This is a genomic window from Caballeronia udeis (assembly GCF_001544555.2).
GTDB classification, from domain to species: domain Bacteria; phylum Pseudomonadota; class Gammaproteobacteria; order Burkholderiales; family Burkholderiaceae; genus Caballeronia; species Caballeronia udeis.
In genome coordinates this window covers 1-21,137 of sequence record NZ_FCOK02000036.1, presented here as the reverse complement: position 1 = coordinate 21,137, position 21,137 = coordinate 1, and the positions used below count along the sequence as shown (strand labels likewise).

Annotated in this window: 16 protein-coding genes and 1 pseudogene; 13 read left to right on the top strand and 4 right to left on the bottom strand. The window is 60.7% G+C overall.

Annotated elements, in window-relative coordinates:
- Nucleotides 1-41 precede the first annotated feature (41 nt).
- The 9 genes from AWB69_RS23705 to AWB69_RS23665 all read left to right on the top strand — a co-directional run bounded on the left by AWB69_RS23705 (nucleotide 42) and on the right by AWB69_RS23665 (nucleotide 12,079).
- Nucleotides 42-1,112 carry a putative urea ABC transporter substrate-binding protein gene (locus AWB69_RS23705; RefSeq protein WP_062089268.1) on the top strand — a complete coding sequence of 357 codons (1,071 nt, stop codon included), beginning with the start codon at nucleotides 42-44 and terminating at the stop codon, nucleotides 1,110-1,112.
- Between the two features lie 32 nt (nucleotides 1,113-1,144).
- Nucleotides 1,145-1,960: an ABC transporter permease gene (locus AWB69_RS23700; protein ID WP_062089267.1), complete on the top strand. Its 816-nt coding sequence runs from the start codon at nucleotides 1,145-1,147 to the stop codon at nucleotides 1,958-1,960.
- On the top strand, nucleotides 1,957-2,748 hold the full coding sequence (locus AWB69_RS23695) for an ABC transporter ATP-binding protein (protein ID WP_062089266.1): 792 nt from the start codon (nucleotides 1,957-1,959) through the stop codon (nucleotides 2,746-2,748). Before AWB69_RS23700 ends, AWB69_RS23695 begins: the two co-directional genes overlap by 4 nt.
- Nucleotides 2,749-2,760: 12 nt before the next feature.
- Nucleotides 2,761-3,465: an urea amidolyase associated protein UAAP1 gene (locus AWB69_RS23690; protein WP_062089265.1), complete on the top strand. Its 705-nt coding sequence runs from the start codon at nucleotides 2,761-2,763 to the stop codon at nucleotides 3,463-3,465.
- A 14-nt stretch (nucleotides 3,466-3,479) separates the two neighbouring features.
- On the top strand, nucleotides 3,480-4,121 hold the full coding sequence (locus tag AWB69_RS23685; RefSeq protein ID WP_062089264.1) for an urea amidolyase associated protein UAAP2: 642 nt from the start codon (nucleotides 3,480-3,482) through the stop codon (nucleotides 4,119-4,121).
- A gap of 188 nt (nucleotides 4,122-4,309) precedes the next feature.
- Nucleotides 4,310-7,909 carry an urea carboxylase gene (uca, locus tag AWB69_RS23680; RefSeq protein ID WP_062089263.1) on the top strand — a complete coding sequence of 1,200 codons (3,600 nt, stop codon included), beginning with the start codon at nucleotides 4,310-4,312 and terminating at the stop codon, nucleotides 7,907-7,909.
- A 21-nt stretch (nucleotides 7,910-7,930) separates the two neighbouring features.
- Entirely contained in the window at nucleotides 7,931-9,760 is a 1,830-nt protein-coding gene (atzF, locus tag AWB69_RS23675; RefSeq protein WP_062089262.1) for an allophanate hydrolase, read from the top strand.
- Between the two features lie 214 nt (nucleotides 9,761-9,974).
- Entirely contained in the window at nucleotides 9,975-11,030 is a 1,056-nt protein-coding gene (gene trpS / locus AWB69_RS23670) for a tryptophan--tRNA ligase (protein ID WP_062089261.1), read from the top strand.
- Nucleotides 11,031-11,269: 239 nt separating this feature from the next.
- Nucleotides 11,270-12,079, top strand: coding sequence for a class II aldolase/adducin family protein (locus tag AWB69_RS23665; protein ID WP_062089260.1), 810 nt, complete (start codon nucleotides 11,270-11,272; stop codon nucleotides 12,077-12,079).
- A 68-nt stretch (nucleotides 12,080-12,147) separates the two neighbouring features.
- Here the strand turns inward: AWB69_RS23665 and AWB69_RS23660 are convergent, their stop codons facing one another.
- Entirely contained in the window at nucleotides 12,148-13,143 is a 996-nt protein-coding gene (locus AWB69_RS23660) for an ABC transporter substrate-binding protein (RefSeq protein ID WP_062089259.1), read from the bottom strand.
- A gap of 305 nt (nucleotides 13,144-13,448) precedes the next feature.
- Here AWB69_RS23660 and AWB69_RS23655 point away from each other — a divergent pair, with 305 nt between their 5' ends.
- The 3 genes and pseudogenes from AWB69_RS23655 to AWB69_RS47895 form a co-directional block, all read left to right on the top strand.
- On the top strand, nucleotides 13,449-14,156 hold the full coding sequence (locus AWB69_RS23655; protein WP_062089258.1) for a PadR family transcriptional regulator: 708 nt from the start codon (nucleotides 13,449-13,451) through the stop codon (nucleotides 14,154-14,156).
- A gap of 23 nt (nucleotides 14,157-14,179) precedes the next feature.
- The gene (locus AWB69_RS23650) at nucleotides 14,180-14,995 is read left to right on the top strand and encodes a siderophore-interacting protein (RefSeq protein WP_062089257.1); all 816 of its coding nucleotides are present in this window, start codon (nucleotides 14,180-14,182) and stop codon (nucleotides 14,993-14,995) included.
- 66 nt (nucleotides 14,996-15,061) lie between these two features.
- Nucleotides 15,062-15,193, top strand: a pseudogene (locus AWB69_RS47895) (MFS transporter); the annotation flags it as partial.
- A gap of 1,444 nt (nucleotides 15,194-16,637) precedes the next feature.
- Here AWB69_RS47895 and AWB69_RS23640 read toward each other — a convergent pair.
- Nucleotides 16,638-17,393, bottom strand: a complete 756-nt coding sequence (locus AWB69_RS23640) for a carbonic anhydrase family protein (RefSeq protein WP_062089321.1) — start codon at nucleotides 17,391-17,393, stop codon at nucleotides 16,638-16,640.
- Nucleotides 17,394-17,644: 251 nt separating this feature from the next.
- Complete coding sequence (locus AWB69_RS23635; protein WP_062089255.1) at nucleotides 17,645-18,013, bottom strand: BON domain-containing protein; 369 nt, start codon at nucleotides 18,011-18,013, stop codon at nucleotides 17,645-17,647.
- A 382-nt stretch (nucleotides 18,014-18,395) separates the two neighbouring features.
- Between AWB69_RS23635 and AWB69_RS48770 the strand changes: the two genes are divergently transcribed.
- A complete protein-coding gene (locus AWB69_RS48770; protein ID WP_062089254.1) occupies nucleotides 18,396-19,301 on the top strand; it encodes a dienelactone hydrolase family protein in 906 nt (301 codons plus the stop codon).
- A 195-nt stretch (nucleotides 19,302-19,496) separates the two neighbouring features.
- On the opposite strand, the gene AWB69_RS51105 is transcribed toward AWB69_RS48770, so the two are convergent.
- On the bottom strand, nucleotides 19,497-20,141 hold the full coding sequence (locus AWB69_RS51105; RefSeq protein ID WP_456236558.1) for a methyl-accepting chemotaxis protein: 645 nt from the start codon (nucleotides 20,139-20,141) through the stop codon (nucleotides 19,497-19,499).
- Nucleotides 20,142-21,137: the final 996 nt, after the last annotated feature.

Genomic DNA, 21,137 nt, shown 5'->3' with positions numbered 1-21,137 from the left:
CTCCTGGCCGCCCGCTAACCGTCCCCTCTGAGGTCACACTCATGCGTAAGCTTGTTCGCTTTTTCGGCATCGCCGCCGTCTCTCTCGTCACCCTCGCCTCCACCCCCTCATTCGCCGCCGGCCGTACGGACTTCAAGGTCTGCTGGACTATCTACGCAGGCTGGATGCCGTGGGGCGAAGCCAAGACCCAAGGCATCGTTTCCAAATGGGCCAGGAAATACGGCATCAACGTGGATGTCGTGCAGCTCAACGACTACGTCGAATCCATCAATCAATACACCGCGGGCAAGTTCGACGGTTGCGCAATGACCAACATGGACGCGTTGACCATTCCCGCGTCCGGCGGCGTTGATTCAACCGCGCTGATCGTCAGCGATTATTCGAACGGCAACGACGGTGTGCTCATCAAGGGCAAGGGCAAGAAGCTCACCGACCTCAGGGGCCAGCAGATCAATCTGGTCCAGTTCTCCGTCTCGCATTACCTGCTCGCACGCGCACTTGAAAGCGCTCACATGACCGAGCGTGACCTCAAGGTCGTGAACACGTCGGACGCTGATATCTCGGCGGCGTTCGCCACGCCCGAAGTCCAGCAGGCAGTGACCTGGAACCCGATGCTCGCCGACCTCAAGGCTCAGCCGAACGTCACCGAAGTCTTCGATTCCAGCAAGATCCCCGGCGAAATCATGGACATGATGGTCGTCAACACGAAGACGCTCCAGGAGAACCCGGCGCTCGGCAAGGCACTCACCGGCGCGTGGTTCGAGATGGTCGCGCTGATGCATGCGAACAGCCCCGGCAGCACGGCTGCGCTCACGGCAATGGCCAAGTCTTCCGGCACCGATCTCGCGGGCTTCAAGGGGCAGCTCTCCACCACCGCCCTCTTCTACACGCCGCAAGCCGCACTCGATTTTGTCAGCAGCCCCAACCTGCCGGTGATCATGACGCGGGTCGCCAGATTCTCGTTCGATCACGGCCTGCTCGGTCAGGGTGCGCCAAGCGCGGATGCGGTCGGCATGGCGTTCGACAAAGGTGTCGTGATTGGCAGCAAGAGCAACGTCAAGCTGCGGTTCGATCCGTCGTATGTCGCCATGGCGGCTGCGGGCAAGCTCTAAGCCCAAGCATTTCTCCAACCAAGGCGCGCGCCATGCGACTCATCAATCGACATCCCAGCCGAAGCGGCGGCCTCATGCTGCTGTTGCTGCCGTTCATCGTGCTGGTGGCGATCTATTTCACCGGGTCGTCGCTGCGGCTCAAGGTCAATCCCGACGACAAGCTGCTGCCAAGCGCCGGACAAATGAGCGACGCCATCAAGCAGGTCGCGTTCACGGAAGACAAGCGCACCGGCGAATACCTGCTCTGGGACGACACGGTGTCGAGCCTCAGGCGGCTGGGCATCGGGCTCGCGGTCAGTGCAGCTATCGCGCTGATCGCGGGGATCGCAACGGGCGCGCTGCCGCTGGTGGGTGCAACCTTCTCGCCGTTCATCACGGTGCTCTCAATGATCCCGCCGCTCGCGGTGCTGCCTATCCTGTTCATCGTGTTCGGACTGGATGAACTGTCGAAGGTCGTCCTGATCGTGATCGGCATCACGCCGATGATCATTCGCGACCTGCAGTCACGCACCCGCGAGATTCCGGCCGAGCTGTGGGTGAAGGCCCAGACCTTGGGGGCCACAAGCTGGACGCTGATCCTGCGCGTGATCCTGCCACAGTTGCTGCCGCGTCTTCTGGTCGCAATGAGGCTGTCGCTTTGTTCCGCGTGGCTGTTTCTTATTGCGGCCGAAGCCATTGCATCAACCGACGGTCTCGGCTACCGCATCTTCCTGGTGCGCCGCTATCTGGCGATGGATGTGATCCTGCCGTACGTGATGTGGATCACGCTGCTCGCCTGGCTGATGGACGAAGCGCTAAGACGCCTGACGCAATGGATGTTCCCGTGGTTCGGCGGAGGTGCGCGATGATCGAAGTACGCAACGTATGGAAGAAATACGGCGACCAGGTCGTCCTGGAGCGGCTGAACCTGAGCATTGCGGAAGGCGAATTCTGTTCGATGGTCGGGGCTTCCGGCTGCGGCAAGTCCACGTTCCTCCGCCTCTTGCTGGGCCAGGAAAAGGCGACACGCGGCGAGATCCTGCTCGACGGCCAGCCCTTGCCCGCCGAGCCCGATGAACATCGCGGCGTGGTGTTCCAGCGCTACTCGGTATTTGAACATCTGAGCGTGGTTCGCAATGTCCTGCTCGGACTGGAACTGCCAAAGGCAAAGTTCACCGGCAGGCTGTTCGGTGCGCGCCGCCGCGCGGCGCTGGACGAAGCGGTCGCCATGCTCGAACGCGTCGGCCTGGGCGCAGCGCTGGACAAGTACCCGCAGCAACTCTCGGGTGGCATGCAGCAACGCCTGGCAATCGCACAAGCGTTGGTGATGAAACCACGCGTGCTGCTGCTCGACGAACCTTTCGGCACACTCGACCCCGGTATCCGCCGGGACATGCACGAACTGCTGCTTGGTCTCTGGCGCGAATCGAACCTGACGATCTTCATGGTCACGCACGATCTGAAAGAAGGCTTCACGCTCGGCAGCCGCGTGCTCGTATTCGACAAAGTGCGCGTCGATCCTCATGCGCCGGGGGCATATGGCGCGCGTATCACCTACAACATTCCACTCGATCACAGCCGCGATTCAGCGTCGTCCCTTCACGTGGCGCAAGCCGCCGTGCAAGGCGCTCTGCGCGCGGACGTGATCCCGGTTTAAAGGAAACCCAAAATGGATTGGCTACTGGAAGAAACCGTCCCAGGCGGCGGCCATGCTTCGCTGATCGTGAAGCGCGGTCAGTGCCTGCGTCTTACCGACTTGCGTGGCGGGGCAAACGTCAGCCTCATGCTCGTCAACGCCGCCGAGAAAAGCGAACGGCTGAACCTCCCGGATACGCTGAAGTGCCAGCACACCGCGAAGCTGACCGCCGGCCACTGCCTGTACTCCGACATGGGCCGTGTGCTCGCCGCCATGGTCGCCGACACATGCGGCTGGCATGACCCACTAGGCGGTGTTTCCAACGCCGACGAGGTGAACAGCAAATACGGCGTGGGCCGCTATCAGGAACTACGTAACGCGTTCTATCGCAATGGCACGGACAACCTGCTGGTTGAACTCGGCAAATGGGGACTCTCCCTCTCCGACCTGCTGATGACGCTGAATCTCTTCAGCCGTGTTGATGTCACGGGCGAAGGCGGGCTGAATTTCGTCCCGGGCAATTCGAAGGCCGGCGACTATGTCGAACTCTATGCCCCGATGAACACGCTTGTCGTGCTGACTGCAATCCAGCATCCGCTCGACCCGAATCCCGACTATGCGCCCAAGCCGGTCAAGCTTTCGCTCACACAGGCGGATAGACAGGCCGCCGAATTCTGCCGTACCTCGTGTGAAGAAAACGTACGCGGTTTCATCAACACCGACCGGTTCTTTCTCTAAGCGGACCTGACACCATGACTACAACGCTTAACCACAGCGACAAACTTCCCGAACACGCGGTCTTTCGTGAAACGCTCGCGGCCGGGGAACCGTGGCTTCACGAAGTGAAAGCCGGCCAGACCCTGCGCATTCTGGATCTTGAGGGCAATCAAGCGGTGGATACGCTGTTCTACAGCCTTGCCGATCCTCGCGAACGCTTCGATCCGCAACGCACGCTACGGCGCCAGAAGAGCCTGTATCTCACCACGGGAACCGTGCTCTATTCAAACCTCGGCAATCCGATGCTCACCCTTGTCGCGGACACCTGCGGCCGTCACGACACGCTCGGCGGCGCGTGCGCCCAGGAGAGCAACACGGTGCGTTATGCGCTGGAAAAACGCTACATGCATAGCTGCCGCGACAACTACCTGCGAGCCTGTGCGCACGACGGACGTCTGTCGAAACAGGACATTGGCGCGAACATCAACTTCTTCATGAACGTGCCGGTCACGTCCGACGGCGGCCTTAGCTTCGAAGACGGTATTTCGGCACCGGGTAAATACGTGGAACTGCGCGCGGAGATGGACGTGATCGTTCTGATCTCCAACTGCCCGCAGCTGAACAACCCTTGCAACGCCTACAACCCCACGCCAGCGGAGTTGCTGATATGGAACTGAAGCATTGGCGCGACTGGCTCTATTTCGTGTTGCTCGTGCGCTCGGGCCGGTCCTGCACCCGCAAGCGAGAAGAACTGAAGCTCAAGTAGACGCGGCGTCCAGCGACTCAGCGACGCCTTTTGCCGTGGACGACCGCGGCATGCATTTCCCCGTGGCGGGACGGCCCGCCCACGCATCCGTCATCCCTCATGTTCGAGAAAGTCCTTATCGCCAATCGCGGCGCCATAGCGTGCCGCATCCTTCGAACCCTTCGTACACTTGATGTCGCGGGTGTCGCGGTCTATGCCGAGGCGGATCGCGCCAGTCTGCATGTCAGCGAGGCCACGATTGCTCACGGGCTCGGCGACGGGCCGGCGTCCGCCACCTATCTGGACGCCGCGAAGATCCTCGACATTGCGCGCCGCGAGAACGTGCAGGCGATCCATCCGGGCTACGGCTTTCTCTCGGAGAATGCGGAGTTCGGTGAAGCGTGCGAAGCAGCGGGCATTGCGTTTATCGGACCCACGCCCGCGCAATTGCGTGCCTTTGGTTTGAAGCACACGGCCCGAGCAATCGCAGCGGAACAGGGCGTGCCGATGCTCGAAGGCACGGGTCTTCTTGAAGACATGAACGCCGCGTTACAGGCCGCCGAAAGAATCGGCTACCCCGTCATGCTGAAAAGCACTGCGGGCGGCGGTGGCATAGGCATGCGTGTCTGCTGGAACGCGACCGAACTCAGTGCGCATTTCGATGTAGTAAAGCGCCTCGGCCAGAACAACTTCAGCGACGCGGGCGTGTTCCTTGAAAAGTACATCGAGCGGGCACGGCATCTCGAAGTCCAGGTGTTTGGCGACGGCCGCGGCAACGCAATTGCGCTTGGCGTACGCGACTGCTCGGTGCAGAGGCGCAACCAGAAGGTGCTGGAGGAAACGCCTGCGCCATGCCTGCCGGACGGCATGCCGGAGGCGCTCTGCGAAGCCGCTATCAAACTCGCCAAGGCCGTGGAGTACCGCTCGGCGGGCACGGTCGAATTCGTCTACGACAGCGCCGCGCAACAGTTCTATTTCCTCGAAGTGAATACGCGCTTGCAGGTCGAGCATGGCGTGACCGAACAGGTATGGGGAGTCGACCTGGTGCGCTGGATGATCGAACTGGCGGCAGGGACGCTCGCGCCTTTGAGTGATCTGGCCGCGGCGCTAAAGCCTGCCGGTCACGCGATCCAGGCACGCGTTTACGCCGAAGATCCGGGCCGCGATTTCAAGCCGAGCCCAGGCCTCCTGACCGACGTCGCGTTCCCTCCCGCCGACGGTCGCACGCTTCGCATCGACACCTGGATTGAAGCAGGTTGCGAAGTGCCCCCGTACTTCGACCCGATGCTGGCGAAAGTTATCGCGTGGTCCCCCACGCGCGACGCAGCCCGCCGTGCTCTCGCCAATGCGTTGCATGACACGCGCCTCTATGGCGTAGAGACGAACCGCGACTACCTGCGCCAGATTATCGACGACACGCCGTTCGCTTCCGGCCAACCCTGGACACGCTGCCTTGAAGGGCTGCGGTATCGGGCGAGCACGGTAGAAGTGGTGAGCGGCGGCACGCAAACCACCGTACAGGATCACCCGGGGCGGCTAGGTTACTGGGCGGTGGGCATTCCGCCATCGGGCCCAATGGACGACCGCGCGCTGCGGCTTGGAAACCGCTTGCTGGGCAACGACACAAACGCTGCCGCTCTTGAGATCACCATGAGCGGTCCGGCGCTGCGCTTCAATACAGACGCCATTGTGGCTGTCACGGGCGCCAGCTTGCCCGTATTGCTGGACGAAGTGGAACAACCACTGCATACCACGCTGTTCATTCCCGCCGGTTCGACCCTTGCGCTGGGCACGATTCGCGGCGCGGGCGCGCGGGCTTACCTGTGCGTGCGCGGCGGCTTCGACGTGGCAGTCTATCTAGGCAGCCGCAGCACGTTTACGCTCGGGCAGTTCGGCGGTCACGGCGGCCGTGCGCTGCGCGCGGGCGACGTGCTCCATCTCAATCCCCTGACCGATGCCAGCGCAGGCGCCGCCCTGCCCTTCGTGCCTGAACTGCCGACCGTGCGCACGCTGCGCGTGATCTACGGCCCTCACGGCGCGCCTGAATACTTCAGCCCGCGCTATATCGAACAGTTCCTCGCAACCGAATGGGAAATCCATTTCAATTCGAGCCGCACCGGCGTGCGCCTGATCGGGCCCAAGCCCGAATGGTCGCGCGAGGACGGTGGCGAAGCCGGGCTGCACCCATCAAATATTCACGATAACCCGTACGCGGTCGGCGCAATCGATTTCACCGGGGACATGCCCGTGATCCTCGGACCCGATGGTCCCAGCCTGGGCGGTTTCGTTTGTCCGGTCACGATCATCGAGGCAGATCTCTGGCAGATAGGTCAACTCAAAGCCGGCGATAAAGTGCGCTTCGTACCCGTGCAGATTGACGCGGCTCGTCAGGCCGCAGCCGCCCGGTTGCATGAACTGGAGACGCTGGAAATTCAGCCCGAGCCCGATTACGCTCCGTGCGAATCACTCACTTCGCCAGTCGTTCTCGACACCGGAACCGACGCCGCAAGGCTGGTCGCAAGGCTCTCGGGCGACACGCATTTGTTGCTCGAAATCGGGCCGCCCGAGCTCGATCTCGTGCTGCGCTTTCGCGGCCACGCGTTGATGCAGTCACTTGAAACACTCGCGTTGGCCGGCGTGATCGACCTGACACCGGGCATTCGCTCCCTGCAGATTCACTACCAGCCGGAACGCCTGCCGCTCAAGCGCCTGCTTGCCGAGATCGAGCGGACGTGGCAAGAGGTACTCCTGCAAAAGGATCTGCGCGCGCCATCGCGGATCGTGCATCTGCCGCTCTCGTGGGACGATCCCGCGTGCCGGCTCGCTATCGATAAATACATGACGACCGTACGCCGCGACGCGCCGTGGTGCCCCAGCAATCTCGAGTTCATCCGTCGAATGAATGACCTCGATTCCATCAGCGCGGTGAAGCAGATCGTGTTCGATGCGAGTTATCTGGTGATGGGTCTCGGCGATGTCTACCTGGGCGCGCCAGTCGCAACGCCGCTCGATCCACGCCACCGGCTGGTGACGACCAAGTACAACCCCGCGCGGACGTGGACAGCGGAGAACTCAGTGGGGATCGGCGGCGCTTACCTGTGCGTGTATGGCATGGAGGGGCCCGGCGGTTACCAGTTCGTCGGGCGCACATTGCAGATGTGGAACCGCTATCGCGAGATCAGGGATTTCGCGGGGCGCCCCTACCTGCTGCGTTTCTTCGATCAGATTCGCTTCTACGAAGTTTCCGCCGGCGAACTGACACGCATCCGAGCAGATTTTCCGCTGGGGCGGTATCCATTGAAGATCGAGGAGACAGAGTTGTCTCTTGCCGGTTACCAGGCATTTCTAGCCCGCGAAGCAGATGGCATAGCGCACTTCCGCCAGCGTCAGCAAGCGGCCTTCCAGGCTGAGCGCGAACGGTGGCGTGAAGCCGGGGCATCAGAGGAAAACCTTGAAGCGCCGGCACCCGAAAGCACTGAAATAGCGCCGCTGGAAGACGGTCAAGTGGCGGTCGACAGCGAGATAGCAGGCAATCTCTGGCAGGTCCGCGTGGCGCCCGGTGAAACCGTTTCAGCAGGGGATGTACTGCTTATCATCGAGTCGATGAAAATGGAGATATCGGTATGTGCACCGTGCGCGGGGACGGTGGGCGACGTGTATGTGTCGCCGGGCTCGCCTGTGCGTGCGGGCCAGCGGGTTGCAATCATCGAACGGTCTTAACCAGTCAGATCAGGAAAAACAATGTCTTCATTCGACCTGCGCATGTCAACGCTGCGCGCCGCTTATCGTGCAAAAGAAACCACGCCTCGCAAACTGATTGCCCGACTGCTCGCAAAAGCCGCCGATCTCAATCCCGAGTTCCATTTGTTCATTCATTTGCTGAGCGAAGCCGAAATCACGCCTTATCTGGATGAACTGGAAGGGCGGGATATCAACACGCTCCCGCTCTATGGCATTCCGTTCGCGATCAAGGACAACATCGATCTGGCCGGCATTCCGACCACCGCCGCGTGCCCCGCATTCGCCTATACCCCCACCGAATCGGCAACGCTCGTTGCGCAATTGATTTCGCTTGGCGCGGTGCCCATCGGCAAGACCAATCTCGATCAGTTCGCCACCGGCCTCAACGGCACGCGCTCACCCTATGGCAAGTGCCGCAACAGCGTGCATCCGGATTTCCCTGCGGGCGGGTCGAGCGCGGGCTCGTCGCTGGCGGTGGCGTTGGGCGTGGCAAGCTTCGCTCTGGGTACCGATACGGCAGGCTCCGGCCGGGTGCCCGCGGCGTTGAACAATCTCGTCGGCTTCAAGGGAACCAAGGGTCTGCTGTCGACCGCGGGTGTGGTGCCCGCTTGCCGGACCCTCGATTGCGTGACCTACCTCACCGCAACCGCCCGGGAAGCCAGCGAACTGCTGGCGCTCACAGCGAGGCCAGATCCACACGACGCCTATAGCCGCGTCAATCCGCAGTTCAATGACGCAAGTGCGTTTGGTGAGGTATCCGCATTTCGATTCGGCGTACCCTCGGCACTTGAATTTGCAGGATGCGCTGAAAGTCCCGCGCTTTTTGAACAAGCCCGGAAGGCACTGGAAACCGCTGGCGGAACTGCCGTTGAAATAGACTTTGCGCCGTTTGCCGAAGCCGCCAGATTGCTTTATGAAGGACCATGGGTCGCGGAGCGCTACAGCGTCGCGGGAGAGTTGATGGAAGCCCGGCCCGACGCCGTATTGCCCGTGATTCGGGACGTGCTCGCCAAAGCACCCGGCACGACCGCCGTCGATGCATTTCGCGCACAGTACCGCCTTCAGGCGCTCAAGCAAGTCTGCGACGCGGTTATGGGCCCGCTAGACTTCATCCTGACGCCGAGTGTTCCCCGGCCCGTTACGCTGGCTGAACTGGAGGCGGACCCTATCGGCCCCAACTCCTTGCTGGGGTACTACACCAACTTCATGAATCTCCTGGACTATGCAGCCGTAGCGGTTCCGGCTGGATTCATGGCTAATGAACTTCCCTGGGGCGTCACGGTTTTCGGTCGCCCGTTCACCGATCAATATTTACTCAGCATAGCTGATCGATTGCAGAGGATTTATGGATTGCCTGTTGTCGGAGGCAGTGCTCCCAATCTTACGCCACCGCCACGGCAAGCTCATGGTGACCGCGCGCGGATCGTAGTCTGTGGTGCGCATATGGAGGGACTGCCCCTGAACTGGCAGTTGCTTCGCCGCGGCGGCCGGCTGGTTGAACGCACGTTCAGCGCACCTCGCTACCGCCTGTTTGCGATAGCAGGCACTGTGGCGCGGCCCGGGATGACCCGCGTTTCCGATGGGAACGGCTCCGCTATCGAGGTCGAGGTGTGGGAGCTCCCCAGCACGGAACTGGGCTCATTCCTCACGATCATTCCCGCGCCCCTCGGGCTCGGCAAGGTCGAACTCTCCGACGGCCGCTGGGAGACCGGCTTTATCTGCGACACCTTCGGGCTGGAAGGTGCCCGCGAGATTACGTCGTTCGGTGGATGGCGGCAGTGGATTGCCGGCACCGCTTCTGTCGCCGCGAGCGGCGCGGCCGCAGAATAACGTGTTCGAGCGCCGAGCGTTGTCAGCAATCCCTGCTCTATGGCATTCTTACTCCATGTCCGCCACCAACCCCGCTGCCGCTCGTACCTGGTGCCGCTCCTGAAGAAGCGGCATTGTCACGCCTTTTTAATGACCATGACCGCCGCAGTCCGGCCAACATGGTTTCATCTCCCGGTTCGCTCGTGCTGCGGTGGTTCTCCAAGAGAATCCGTCTATGCACGATTTGCACGATTTGCACGACACCCCGTCATCCGCACCACGCCTTACCGTCCTGACTGGTGACCGCCCGACCGGCCCGCTGCATCTGGGCCATTATGTCGGCTCGCTGAAGACCCGGCTCGAGCTTCAGGAAACGCACACGCAATACCTTCTCGTCGCCGACACCCAGGCCCTGACCGACAACGCTCATGACCCGGACAAAGTGCGCCGCAACGTGCTGGAGGTGGCGCTGGATTATCTGGCTGTCGGTATAGACCCGGACAAGACCACCATCGCGGTCCAGTCGGCTCTGCCGGCCCTTGCGGAATTGACCCTGCTTTACCTGAACTTTGTCACGGTCGCGCGTCTCGAACGTAATCCGACCATCAAGGAAGAAATTCAGGCCCGCGGTTTTGGGCGCGATATTCCGGCGGGTTTTCTCTGTTACCCCGTGGCGCAAGCCGCCGATATCACCGGGTTCAAGGCTCATTTTGTTCCGGTAGGAGAAGATCAGGCTCCGCTGATCGAACAGACCAACGAGATCGTTCGCCGCATCAACCGGCAAGCGGGCGTCGACGTCCTGCCGGAAGCCCAGGCATTGATCCCGGTAATGGGCCGCCTCCCCGGCGTCGACGGCAAAGCCAAGATGAGCAAATCGCAGAACAATTCAATTGCGCTCTCGTCCTCGCCCGATGTCATACGCGAAGCGGTAAAGCGCATGTACACCGATCCGAACCATCTGCGGGCATCTGATCCGGGAACCGTGGAGGGCAACATGGTCTTTACGTACCTGGACGTATTCGACGACGACCGCGCCGAAGTGGAACGCCTGAAGGCAGCGTATCGCGCAGGAGGGCTTGGGGACATGACACTCAAGCACCGGCTTGAAGACAAGCTGCAGGCGCTGATCGCCCCCATGCGTGAACGGAGGGAACGATTCGCCCAGGACCCGGCACACATCTTTAGTGTGCTTAGGGAAGGCACGCAGCGCGCCAAGGCCGTCACGCAGCAAACGCTGGACGAAGTACGGACGGCGCTAGGGACGTTTTCGTTTGATTCGGTAAGCTCTTAGCGATAAACATGCGCCGTTGGAGAGCGCTACTCCGCGCAATCGATATGGTTATCTTCATTTGATATTTAATCTTTGCAGACCCGGGTGCTAGCCTTTGGGACTGTTCACTGGTGTCGGCCGATCGAGCGTTCTGCCGGTTCGCACCAGGGACACTCGCCGGGACCCGCCTTGGCCGCTAGCGGCACAAGCTCATCCGGACGAGTCAGAACGCCGCTTGAACGCCAAAGGACATCAAAACAATGAGCACCCTCACCGACGCGCCCGGCCTCACCCTGCATGCCACGCCCGTCCGCAAATTCTGGTTCGACGAAGTCCCGGCTCCGGCAACGCCCGCCGCTGAACGCCGGCATCGCCTGGAACGGCTTGCCGGCGCGTTTCGCCTGTTCGCCCGCCGCGGCTTCGATCAGGGCCTGGCCGGCCATATCACCGCGCGCGATCCCGAATGGCCCGATCATTTCTGGGTCAATCCGCTTGGGCGGCACTTCGCGCGCATGCGGGTTTCCGACTTGCTGCTGGTGAACAGCGCCGGCGAGATCGTGGTCGGCAAAGGCCCGGTCAATCAGGCCGCGTTTGCGATTCACGCAGCCATTCACGATGCTCGCCCGGATATCGTGGCGGCGGCGCATACGCATTCTCTATACGGAAAAGCGTGGTCGACACTGGGACGCAAGCTCGATCCGCTCACACAGGATTCGTGCTCCTTCTATGAGGATCACGAACTATTCGATGATTTCCAGGGTGTGGTGCTCGACACCAAGGAAGGCGCACGCATTGCCGAAGCGCTGGGTTCGAGCAAGGCGGTGATCCTGAAGAACCACGGCATCCTGACCGCGGGTCCGACGGTGGAAGCGGCTGCCTGGTGGTATCTCGCGCTGGATAACGCGTGCCACACGCAGCTGCTCGCCGAAGCCGCCGGTACGCCGCAGCTCATCCCGCATGACGTGGCAGCCCTGACGCATGAGCGCACCGGCCGCCCCGGAGGCGCGCTGTTTTCGTTCGAGAGTTTGTATGAAGGGCTGGTCGAAGCGGAACCCGATCTGCTCGACTGATTCGAAACGGTCCCAGTGGTGATCGAGAGGCGATGCATCACGCATCGCCTCTGGACCACCGGTCACTGTCAGGCCTTGGCGATCTGCGTATCCGAGATGGCGCGCACATCGATCCGTCTTGGCAGGATGGCATCGCGGAAAGCAATATCCGCCACCCGCTGCAACGCGACAATATCGTTGTCGGCAACAAAGCGTTGTTTCAACGCAGACCGCGCGGTAATGGTCCTGGCGGCATCGAAAGGAAGCCGGGTCAGCGATGCATAGACATGCGCGTACGCATCGGGGTTGGCGATCGCCCAATCACCCGCGTGCTGCAAACGCTGCAGCACATCTGCAATGGCGAGGCGCTTCAGGGGGTCGGCTGCCGCCGCGCCGGACGCCGTCACAAAGCCCAGGCCGCTATTGATCCCGGTGCCATCCCGCAGCACCCGCGCACCCCGCTGAACCGCTGTTCCGAAGTACGGATCGAAGGTCGCCCATACATCGATACTTCCAGATTCAAATGCGGTGAACGCGTCGACCGGCAATACAAACCGCACCGACACATCATTGCGTGAGAGACCGGCTTCCGCCAGCGCGCCATAAAGCTGGAACTGCGAAATGCTGCCGCGTGCCGACGAAACAAACACCGTACGCCCCTTGAGCTCCGCCACGCTGCGCAGCTTCGAATCCGCCGGGACGAGGATGCCCAACTGCGAGCCCGAGCCAACCCGCGTCGCGACTATCTTGAGTGTCGGATCGCCAACGGCCGCCGCCAGCACCGGCAGATCGCCGGCAGGCGCCAGGTCCACCGCGCCCGCGCGCTGCGCTTCGAAGAGCGGCGCGGCGCCCTGGAAATTGGCCCACTTGAACGCATACGGCGTGCCGTCGAGCACCTTGGCAGCCTCGGCCAGCGCCCGCGTGCCGCCAGCCTGATCGCCCAGCACCAGCGTGACGGAACCCAGCGCGGCATCCGCCGCCCTGACCTCTTGCGACGCGAAACCGCCAAGCGCGGCGACAGCCGGCGCGGCACCCAGCAGGCGCAATACGCGCCGCCGTCCAGCGGAAACATCGGAACCATGCATCTGCAACCATCCTCTTGGGCTAAATCAGCGCCCAGAGTAGCGACGCCTCACCGCCTTGAGAATTATTCAATTCCGATATGGTTATGACCGACCAGTACTTAAGCATTGCAGGTTTCGGCGCGACGCTTGAGGGCCGCGGAGCCGCGCGCCGACCCGGATCCATCCACCGGAATGCAACGCCGCCGACGGCTCCTTACGCGGAGGACGCGCTCTCCTCCTCTGAAAAACCCCTCCGAAAAATATTGACAACCTATCTTAAGATATATATCTTAAGATCTGTTTTACGATACCTACGGAGTTTTACGATGAGACATCACCGAAATCGAGAGTTCGCTCACCCCCAAGCTGGATTTGAATCTTCAGACCGTTTTTCCATGCACGCGCTGTGGCATGCAATTGGCCGCCACCACCGCCATGACGACGACAGCCGTTTCCCAGGCGGTCCGGGAGGCTTCGGCGGCCGTGGCGACGACGGCATGCCGCGCGGCCGCAAGTTCACCTCCGACGACCTCCAGTTGCTCCTGCTTGCCCTGCTGGCTGAAGCACCGCGCCATGGCTACGAGTTGATCAAGGCACTCGAAGTTCGTTCGAACGGTTTTTACAGCCCGAGTCCGGGCATGGTTTATCCCGCGCTGACTTACCTGGAAGAACTGGGCTATGCAACGGTCGAAGTGGAAGGCAATCGCAAGCGTTACGCGTTGGCCGAACCGGGGCGCGAGCACCTGACGGCCAATCGCGAGCGCGTTGACCTGATGCTGGCCAAGCTAAGCCATTTCGCCCGCAAGATGGATTCGGTGCGCCGCGCCTTTGCAGGCGAAACAGGCGATGAAAACGCGGACGCAAACGGCGACAGCAACGCATGGCTGCCCGAGTTCATCCAGGCTCGCCGCGCCCTCAAGCACGCGCTGCTGATTCGAACCGACGCACCCGCTAGCGAGCAACGCCGCATTGCCGCCATTCTTGCGCGCGCGACTGCAGAGATCGAAGGGAAGACCCCCGGCGATCCGGCCTGAATCAACACTTAAGAGAACACACAATGCAAAACAGACCCGATCTGGCGGTCGGCCGCGTCCGCCATGAACTTAAATTCCGCCTGGCTCAAGTCAAGCGCGTTCAACCGCTGACGCGCCACCTCGTACGCATCACGTTAAGCGGCGACGATCTCCACGACTTTGAATCCGCATCCTTCGACGACCATATCAAGGTCTTCTTTCCGCCGCCCGGAGCCGACAAGCCGGCCATGCCCACGGCGGGCCCGAATGGCCCCCTATTCCCGGACGACCAGCCGCGGCCAATCGCACGCGACTTCACCCCGCGCCGGTTCGATCGCGAAGCGCGCGAACTGGATATCGAGTTCGCGCTGCATGAAGCGGGACCCGCCGCGACCTGGGCGGCGCAAGCCAAGGTAGGACAATATCTGGGAATCGGCGGCCCGCGCGGCTCCTTCACGATCCCTACTGGATTCGACTGGCACTTGCTGATAGGCGATGAAACTGCGTTGCCCGCGATTGCACGCCGGTTGGAAGAGCTGCCGCCGGGAACCCGCGTGGCCGCGCTGATCGAAGTGGAAGATCCGTCGGCACGCATCGATTTTACGACGCAGACCGACCTGTACGCCGAATGGCGCTATCGCAGTGAAGCGGATTTTCCCGGCGCGGCCTTGTTGCTGGCCCTTCGGGAAATGTACCTGCCGACCGGTGAGGGTTATGTCTGGGCCGCTGGCGAAGCCACGATCATGCGTGCAGTACGCCAGCACCTGTGCACGGAACGCGGTGTCGACAAGACCCGGATTCGGGCGGCAAGCTATTGGAAACGCGGTGCGGAAGCGGTTCACGAGAACATCGACGACTGACTCGCAGCGTCTTCGCTTTAGCCTTTAGCCTTTAGCCGCTGGAAAACATTTAATCAGGATGACTATATGTATAGTCTGGATGCGAGCCGCGAGCGGCGCTTACTCTGGCTGCTTGCGCTTACGCAGTTCACCATCATGGACTTCATGGTCATGATGCCGCTCGGTCCGCAGATCATGCGGAGTTTTCAGATATCACCTGGCATGGGAACCAAAAAACTTTAACTTCGAAGTTAGTTGCATGCGGCGTGGCTGCTGTTCGGTGCAACGCCGCCGTCCATTGACGGGAATACGACGCCGCTGCAGCACGCTCGCCTACTTTTACCCGAGCGGATTTGATTCAGAACGCTTGGAGGCGACCAGCAAAACCGCCGCGTTCGGTCCTGGATGCTGGCTCCAGCCAAACGTTGGCGAGTTAGGAGGAAACGTCTCCGTTACGGTTGACGCAATGCCCACAGTCGCAAGGATTCGGCGCACTCGATCAATTTCGCGAGGCTCGGATGGGCTGCTGAACGGCAGGCTCATGCCGACCTCAAGTCCATAGAATGGCGTTCCAACCTGAAGTGCTGCGTAGGCCGACGATCTTTGCGGACGCGTGCACAAGACCTTCGACAATCAAGCCGGTAGCTGCGGCAATAGCTAGCCAGCTTGCAACGTGCCATGACCGCTCCGCAGCCTTTGGTGCCATGCCTGAGAGGCCCAGCTTCATTTCGCCACCTCGCACAAGTCTGATTGCGGATTCCCCATTATGCCGAGGATTTCGTAAGCTACGGCAAGAGAGCTTGTCGGACTTACAGTGGCGCTGGGGCTCACGGACAGCGCAAACTCCGCGGATTGGATTCTGGGCGTCAACGCGAAAGGCATTTCCCCCGCGACAAAGCTGACGCTGGAACGCTCACAATGACGAGCATCGGAATGACCGCAAATGGATGTGGCGCCGTCGCTCCAGTGCCTGCGTCACGGGTGAAGCGAACGTCCGATCCTGTGACCGAGCCCGGTCCGACGTTGAACTGGCGGAGTGAGCCGCCCTTGATCGGTCCGCCTCGGGCAGAAGTCGACCCGTTACCGACACTCACTGTGCTAACTCAAGCGTCGGCTCTTTGCTCCAAAACAGACCTTCGCATGTAGTGGCCCGCAGTCAGAGTCAAACTAGGTGTTCGGAGTCAACACGGACTCTGTTCCAACAATGGGGCACGAACTTCCTCCCTCCTTCAGCCTCGACCGTCGATCATCGCCGGTGCCGATTGGGGTGAGCGCGTAAATGAGCCAATCCGTCAACTCGCGGGCGCGTATCGCGTGCTCGACAGTCCGGTGACGCTCGTTGAAGACATCGGAAATTTTCGTGGGCGTGGGCATCAGATTCCAAGGCACGTTAAATTCCCTGCTTGCATAGAAATTTACACAAGGTGAGAGGTGGCCCCGTTCGTTCGAACAGACTTCGCACCATTTAAAGCGGAAACTGCTCGCCAAATGCCCTGTCGCGCATTGCCAGACGCATAAAGAATATCTCACGCGGCAACTTGGGGTGCCGTGAGGCTATGGAGATTTCCATACGTCAGAGTTCCTCGCCGCGACAAAACCGTGCGCGTAGCATGTGACAATTCCACCTATCGAACGGCCTGGATTGCCTGCGCCACGTCCATTTTCAGACAAAGAATTCGACAACCCCGCCGTTCAAGTGGTACATCGCTCCCACAATTCTTACTTTTCCATCCTTTTCCATCGGAGCCAGCACGTTACTGCCATTTCGTATTGCGTCGATCGTGCGACGAACATTGGTTTTCGCTACCGCATCGACAAATTCATTGTTCTTGCTGCTTCTGTCACCAGCGTACTGTGTTTCATCCACAGCCGGTCTGATCTTGGCTAGGAGACCAGTCAGGTTTCCCAGTTCAACATGATCAATGGCACCCTTGATTGCCCCGCATCCGGTGTGTCCCATAACCAATATGACTTTAGCGCCAGCCGCCACACAAGCAAACTCCAAGCTTCCAATGAGATCCTCATTAGCGATATTGCCCGCGATACGCGCGTTAAAAGTATCTCCAATCCTCGTATCAAGAATGATCTCGGCCGGAGCCCGGGAGTCAATGCAACTCAAGATCACCGCCGCCGGATATTGCCCGCCGGCAGTAGCTCTTTTTTGCGTCAAATAATCGTGAGGCAGCATCTTCCCCAAACGGAAACGTCTATTTCCCTGCTTAAGACTCTCGATAATCTGGTCCGGTGTCAACTTGTCTCGCTCAGACTTCGATAGCGCCGCCGCGTAAGCCGATTCAACGCCCCCCATGCCTGCCGCCAGCCCAACGGCTGCGACGCTCAGCGCAGTCTTCAGTACGGTACGTCTACCAACGCCGCTGGAGGAGGAGTCCATCGGACAACAGTCAGTTTGCTTGTGCATGTCATTCTCCGTGAACAACCGCAAAACGGTCATTGTTATGACATCAGGTGGCCGAGTTCGGCCTCAAGGAACCGTGGCGCGATCGCCCTCGATCGAAGAGACGACGGAACGTTTTGCACACGGCGTCGTCCATGTATTCGCTGTTCGGCACGTGCGCGACGGGATCCGGCGGGAAGACGACATGTTGCACGCTCCCGGTCTTCCAGGGACTCATCCGGGAGGCACGAGCCGGTCGACCTCATCAAGAAGGATTACTGACCCACTTCTTTAAGTGTCAGAGAATTCTTCACAGACGTCACGCCGGGCACGCCCTTCGCTACCTCGCTCGCCTTGTCGCTCTGGGTCGGGTCAGTGACGGATCCCGCAAGCACCACTGCGCCGCCTTTTGCAATTGCGTTGATTCTGGAAGTGTTGACGCCACCCTTCGAGAGCGCGCGAAGCACTTTCTTGCTGAGTGCGCGATTCGCCTGTCTGGCGGCTTTCGCACTTCCCCCACCTGCAGGCGCCATGCTGGACTGGGTCGACGTCGCAGCGGATTCGCTAGTCTGTGACCACGCGTTGATGGATACCACAACCATCAATGCGCTACCTATCAGCTTGAATGTCTTGATTGCTTTCATTGCTCGCTCCAGTTGGGCCTCAATAAATTCCCGCAGAGATCGCGGGCCTGCCACTACGGTGCGGCCTGATCACGCTGGGTCGCAGTGCGTTGATCCCTGCCTTAGCCCTCCACAAACCGGACCCACCGACCCTTGGCCGAGTTTTGGGGAGCGCGCGCAAGGGTATGCAATCGCTCACAGGCAATCTGCTCCTGTTTTTCTAGCGAAACAATTGGACCTTGGTCCAATAGATCGGCAGCGCCAAGTTTCTGAGATGGCGCCTCGACAGGTTCCCGGAGGGCCGGACATTATCGGCGCGAACGTCGTTTCGGCGACTTCGAGAGCCTATGATTTGATTGAACGGAGCATCTATCCAGCCCATCTGCGACATTGGGAGGGTCAAATGAGAACGTTATTCGTCTCGTTAAGCGCTGTCGTTCTGTTCGTGTTGCTTACATGCAGCGCGAAGGCTTGGGAAGAAACCCCGAATCTGCGTGTCAATTACCTGGCCTACCCCGTCGCCTGGAACGGCCGCACGATCACGATCGGTGCGCGATATCAGGTACCCCTGAACGTAAAAGGCCCTCTCCCGGCAGTGATCATCCTGCACGGAACCTCCGGCGTCAGCTATCGTGGTGTCTACTATGCAGCGGCTCTCAATCGCGTCGGTATCGCGACGCTTGAAATTGATCAGTGGGGTGGCCGCGATCTCCCCGGAGAGGCGTCCAGCCGTCCCCAGAGCGTCGACGCCAATTTGCCCGACATCGCCGGTGCCTATCGGCTGCTGAAGAGCCGCCCCGAAGTCGACGCATCCCGGATCGGGATCATGGGCAGCTCGATGGGAGGTGGCGAAACGATGCTGATGATGACTCGCCAGCACAGTGATGCGCTTCTCGGCGAAGGTGCCCATCTGCAGGCCGCCGTGGCTCTGTACCCGATCTGCTGGCGCTTCAACCACGTGCCGGGAGCCGATTTCGGAAAACTCGTCGATGCACCGATCCGAATATTCGTAGGCACGTCAGACGACTACGACAGTGGAGCAGCTTCGTGTGACGACCTTGTGCATAGTCTGTCGCCGGCCGATGCCGCTCATCTGTCGGTACGTGCATTTCCAGACGCGACGCACGAGTACGACGTTTTTGATGGTGAGCGCGAATTTAACGATCCGAGAGCTAACCGCCGGCACGGGGGAGTCGTTCACGTCCGCCCGGATCCACAGGCGCGCGAGCAAACCAGAGACGATCTGGTCCAGTTCTTCGCCCACGCTCTCGGACAATCTCAGGCGACCCAAGAGGTCCCGCCAAAGTGATCAAGCTGTGCTTCCTTACATTCGGGCCGATTGCCGACGATTTTCACAGGCGTGCCAAACGTCCGTTCCTGGCCGGGCTCTGCCTGTCGCGGCCGATCGCGTTCGCATCCATGTCAGCCGATGCGCGCCAACGTTGCCGCGAAACGTCCAGGAGTGACGCCTGTACCAAAGACCTTTCGTAGACCACCGACGGGTTTAGTTCGGCTCATGCTCGACGAGGAAAATAGACATCGCCTCGCGCAATGTCCGCGCTTTCTCGCGCAGGCTTGCCGACGCCGAAGCGACGCCCTTCACGTGCTGGACATCGCGCTCGAGCATCGCGTCCATCTTTTCCATGCCGTGACTGAACCGATCCACATCGTGGCTCTGGGCATCACTTGACGTGCTGATATGCTCAATCAACCTGGCGACGTCTTCCACATGGCCCACAACGTGCCGCATGGCTGCGCCGGCGCGGGTCGCGAGTGTCGAGCCGGTTTCCACCCGCTGTAACGAATCGCCGATCAGGCCTTTGATTTCGCGCGCGGCGCTAGCGCTCCGATGGGCGAGTGTACGGACCTCCTCGGCCACCACCGAGAAACCTCGTCCGTGACTACCCGCACGGGCCGCCTCGACCGACGCGTTGAGCGCGAGGAGGTTGGTCTGAAACGCGATACTCTCGATCATCGTGATCATGTCGCCCATCCGATGCACGGCCTGATCGATCTCGTTCATCTTGTCGACGACCTCGCTGACGACCTGTTCGCTTTGCTGTGCCGCGGTTGACGTCTGCCGCGCAAGGCCGTTTGCCGATGCCGCGTGTTCCGCGCTTTGCCTGACCCGTTGCGCAATCTGCCCCATCGCGGTATTGGTGGCGTTGAGTGTTTCGGCTTGTGTGGCGAACTCCTGCGACAAGATGTTGTTTTCTGCAGCGATGTTGTCCGATGAAGCAGCCATCTGATCGATCGTCGCGGTGATTCCCCGCATCGCATCGTGAATGGCGTTGAGCGTGTCCTTGAAGGTGCGGCTGCTGGCGCCCTCAAGCTCCATGGGCGGAAGGCGCAGGTCGAATTGACCCTCTTGCCGTGAAAGGTTTTCGCCAAGAACGGCGAGTTCCCTGCCCGTTTGTGCATCGGCTCTCATATGCCGCGCGATGAAGATCAGCAACCCGGCCTGGCCGACTACGTAGGCTGCGTGTAACAGCACGGTCGACCACGCAGGCTCGGTGAAGCAATAGGCGCCCAATCCGGCAAGCTGGAGATAATTGAACGTGAAATGGTGCACCGCGATGACGCAGGCGGCGCAGAGAATCGGTCGCCAGTCCCGATAGGCCAGCAGGAACGACATCAGCACAAAGACGCCAAAGTGCAATTCAGTCAGGCCGCGCTCCTGATGAATCTGCAGCGCAGCGAATGTCATCAGGCTGGCAGCCAGGAAGAGCCGCGTCACGAGTGCGCCTGCGCGCCAGTAAGCTAGCGCTGACGCGACAGCAGCCGTAGGCAATCCGACCCACAGTACGGCGTGCAAATTGTAGTCGCGTATCCCCAGCAGGCAGGAGATTGCGAGCAAACCCCATACGACAACAATCATGAGCCGGTCGGCTCTCACATAAACAGTGTGCAGCAACTCGTCCGGCTGTTTCATACGGCTCTCCCGGTTATCTGTTCTTATTGGTCTGGTACGGGTGCGCCATGTCTGCACCCCTGAGTCAGCGTCGCATAGGATCTGCAGACCGGCGGTTGTCAACGTACTTGTCGTGTCACTTCAAGCAAACTGCTTTCCCGGGCGGTCACCCAAACTCCTCCGGGTGTGGTCGCTTCAAACTCCTCCACCTTCCGGTCTGAGATAAGCAAGCTG

What these genes read in the sequence shown, in the direction of transcription:
- AWB69_RS23700 (WP_062089267.1), top strand. Translation starts at nt 1,145, where the DNA reads ATGCGACTCATCAATCGACATCCCAGCCGAAGCGGCGGCCTCATGCTG.
- AWB69_RS23690 (WP_062089265.1), top strand. Translation starts at nt 2,761, where the DNA reads ATGGATTGGCTACTGGAAGAAACCGTCCCAGGCGGCGGCCATGCTTCG.
- AWB69_RS23635 (WP_062089255.1), bottom strand. Translation starts at nt 18,013, where the DNA reads ATGAAAGCAATCAAGACATTCAAGCTGATAGGTAGCGCATTGATGGTT.
- AWB69_RS51105 (WP_456236558.1), bottom strand. Translation starts at nt 20,141, where the DNA reads ATGGGGCAGATTGCGCAACGGGTCAGGCAAAGCGCGGAACACGCGGCA.
- trpS (WP_062089261.1), top strand. Translation starts at nt 9,975, where the DNA reads ATGCACGATTTGCACGATTTGCACGACACCCCGTCATCCGCACCACGC.
- atzF (WP_062089262.1), top strand. Translation starts at nt 7,931, where the DNA reads ATGTCTTCATTCGACCTGCGCATGTCAACGCTGCGCGCCGCTTATCGT.
- AWB69_RS23655 (WP_062089258.1), top strand. Translation starts at nt 13,449, where the DNA reads ATGAGACATCACCGAAATCGAGAGTTCGCTCACCCCCAAGCTGGATTT.
- AWB69_RS23685 (WP_062089264.1), top strand. Translation starts at nt 3,480, where the DNA reads ATGACTACAACGCTTAACCACAGCGACAAACTTCCCGAACACGCGGTC.
- AWB69_RS23695 (WP_062089266.1), top strand. Translation starts at nt 1,957, where the DNA reads ATGATCGAAGTACGCAACGTATGGAAGAAATACGGCGACCAGGTCGTC.
- AWB69_RS48770 (WP_062089254.1), top strand. Translation starts at nt 18,396, where the DNA reads ATGAGAACGTTATTCGTCTCGTTAAGCGCTGTCGTTCTGTTCGTGTTG.
- AWB69_RS23705 (WP_062089268.1), top strand. Translation starts at nt 42, where the DNA reads ATGCGTAAGCTTGTTCGCTTTTTCGGCATCGCCGCCGTCTCTCTCGTC.
- uca (WP_062089263.1), top strand. Translation starts at nt 4,310, where the DNA reads ATGTTCGAGAAAGTCCTTATCGCCAATCGCGGCGCCATAGCGTGCCGC.
- AWB69_RS23650 (WP_062089257.1), top strand. Translation starts at nt 14,180, where the DNA reads ATGCAAAACAGACCCGATCTGGCGGTCGGCCGCGTCCGCCATGAACTT.
- AWB69_RS23640 (WP_062089321.1), bottom strand. Translation starts at nt 17,393, where the DNA reads ATGCACAAGCAAACTGACTGTTGTCCGATGGACTCCTCCTCCAGCGGC.
- AWB69_RS23665 (WP_062089260.1), top strand. Translation starts at nt 11,270, where the DNA reads ATGAGCACCCTCACCGACGCGCCCGGCCTCACCCTGCATGCCACGCCC.
- AWB69_RS23660 (WP_062089259.1), bottom strand. Translation starts at nt 13,143, where the DNA reads ATGCATGGTTCCGATGTTTCCGCTGGACGGCGGCGCGTATTGCGCCTG.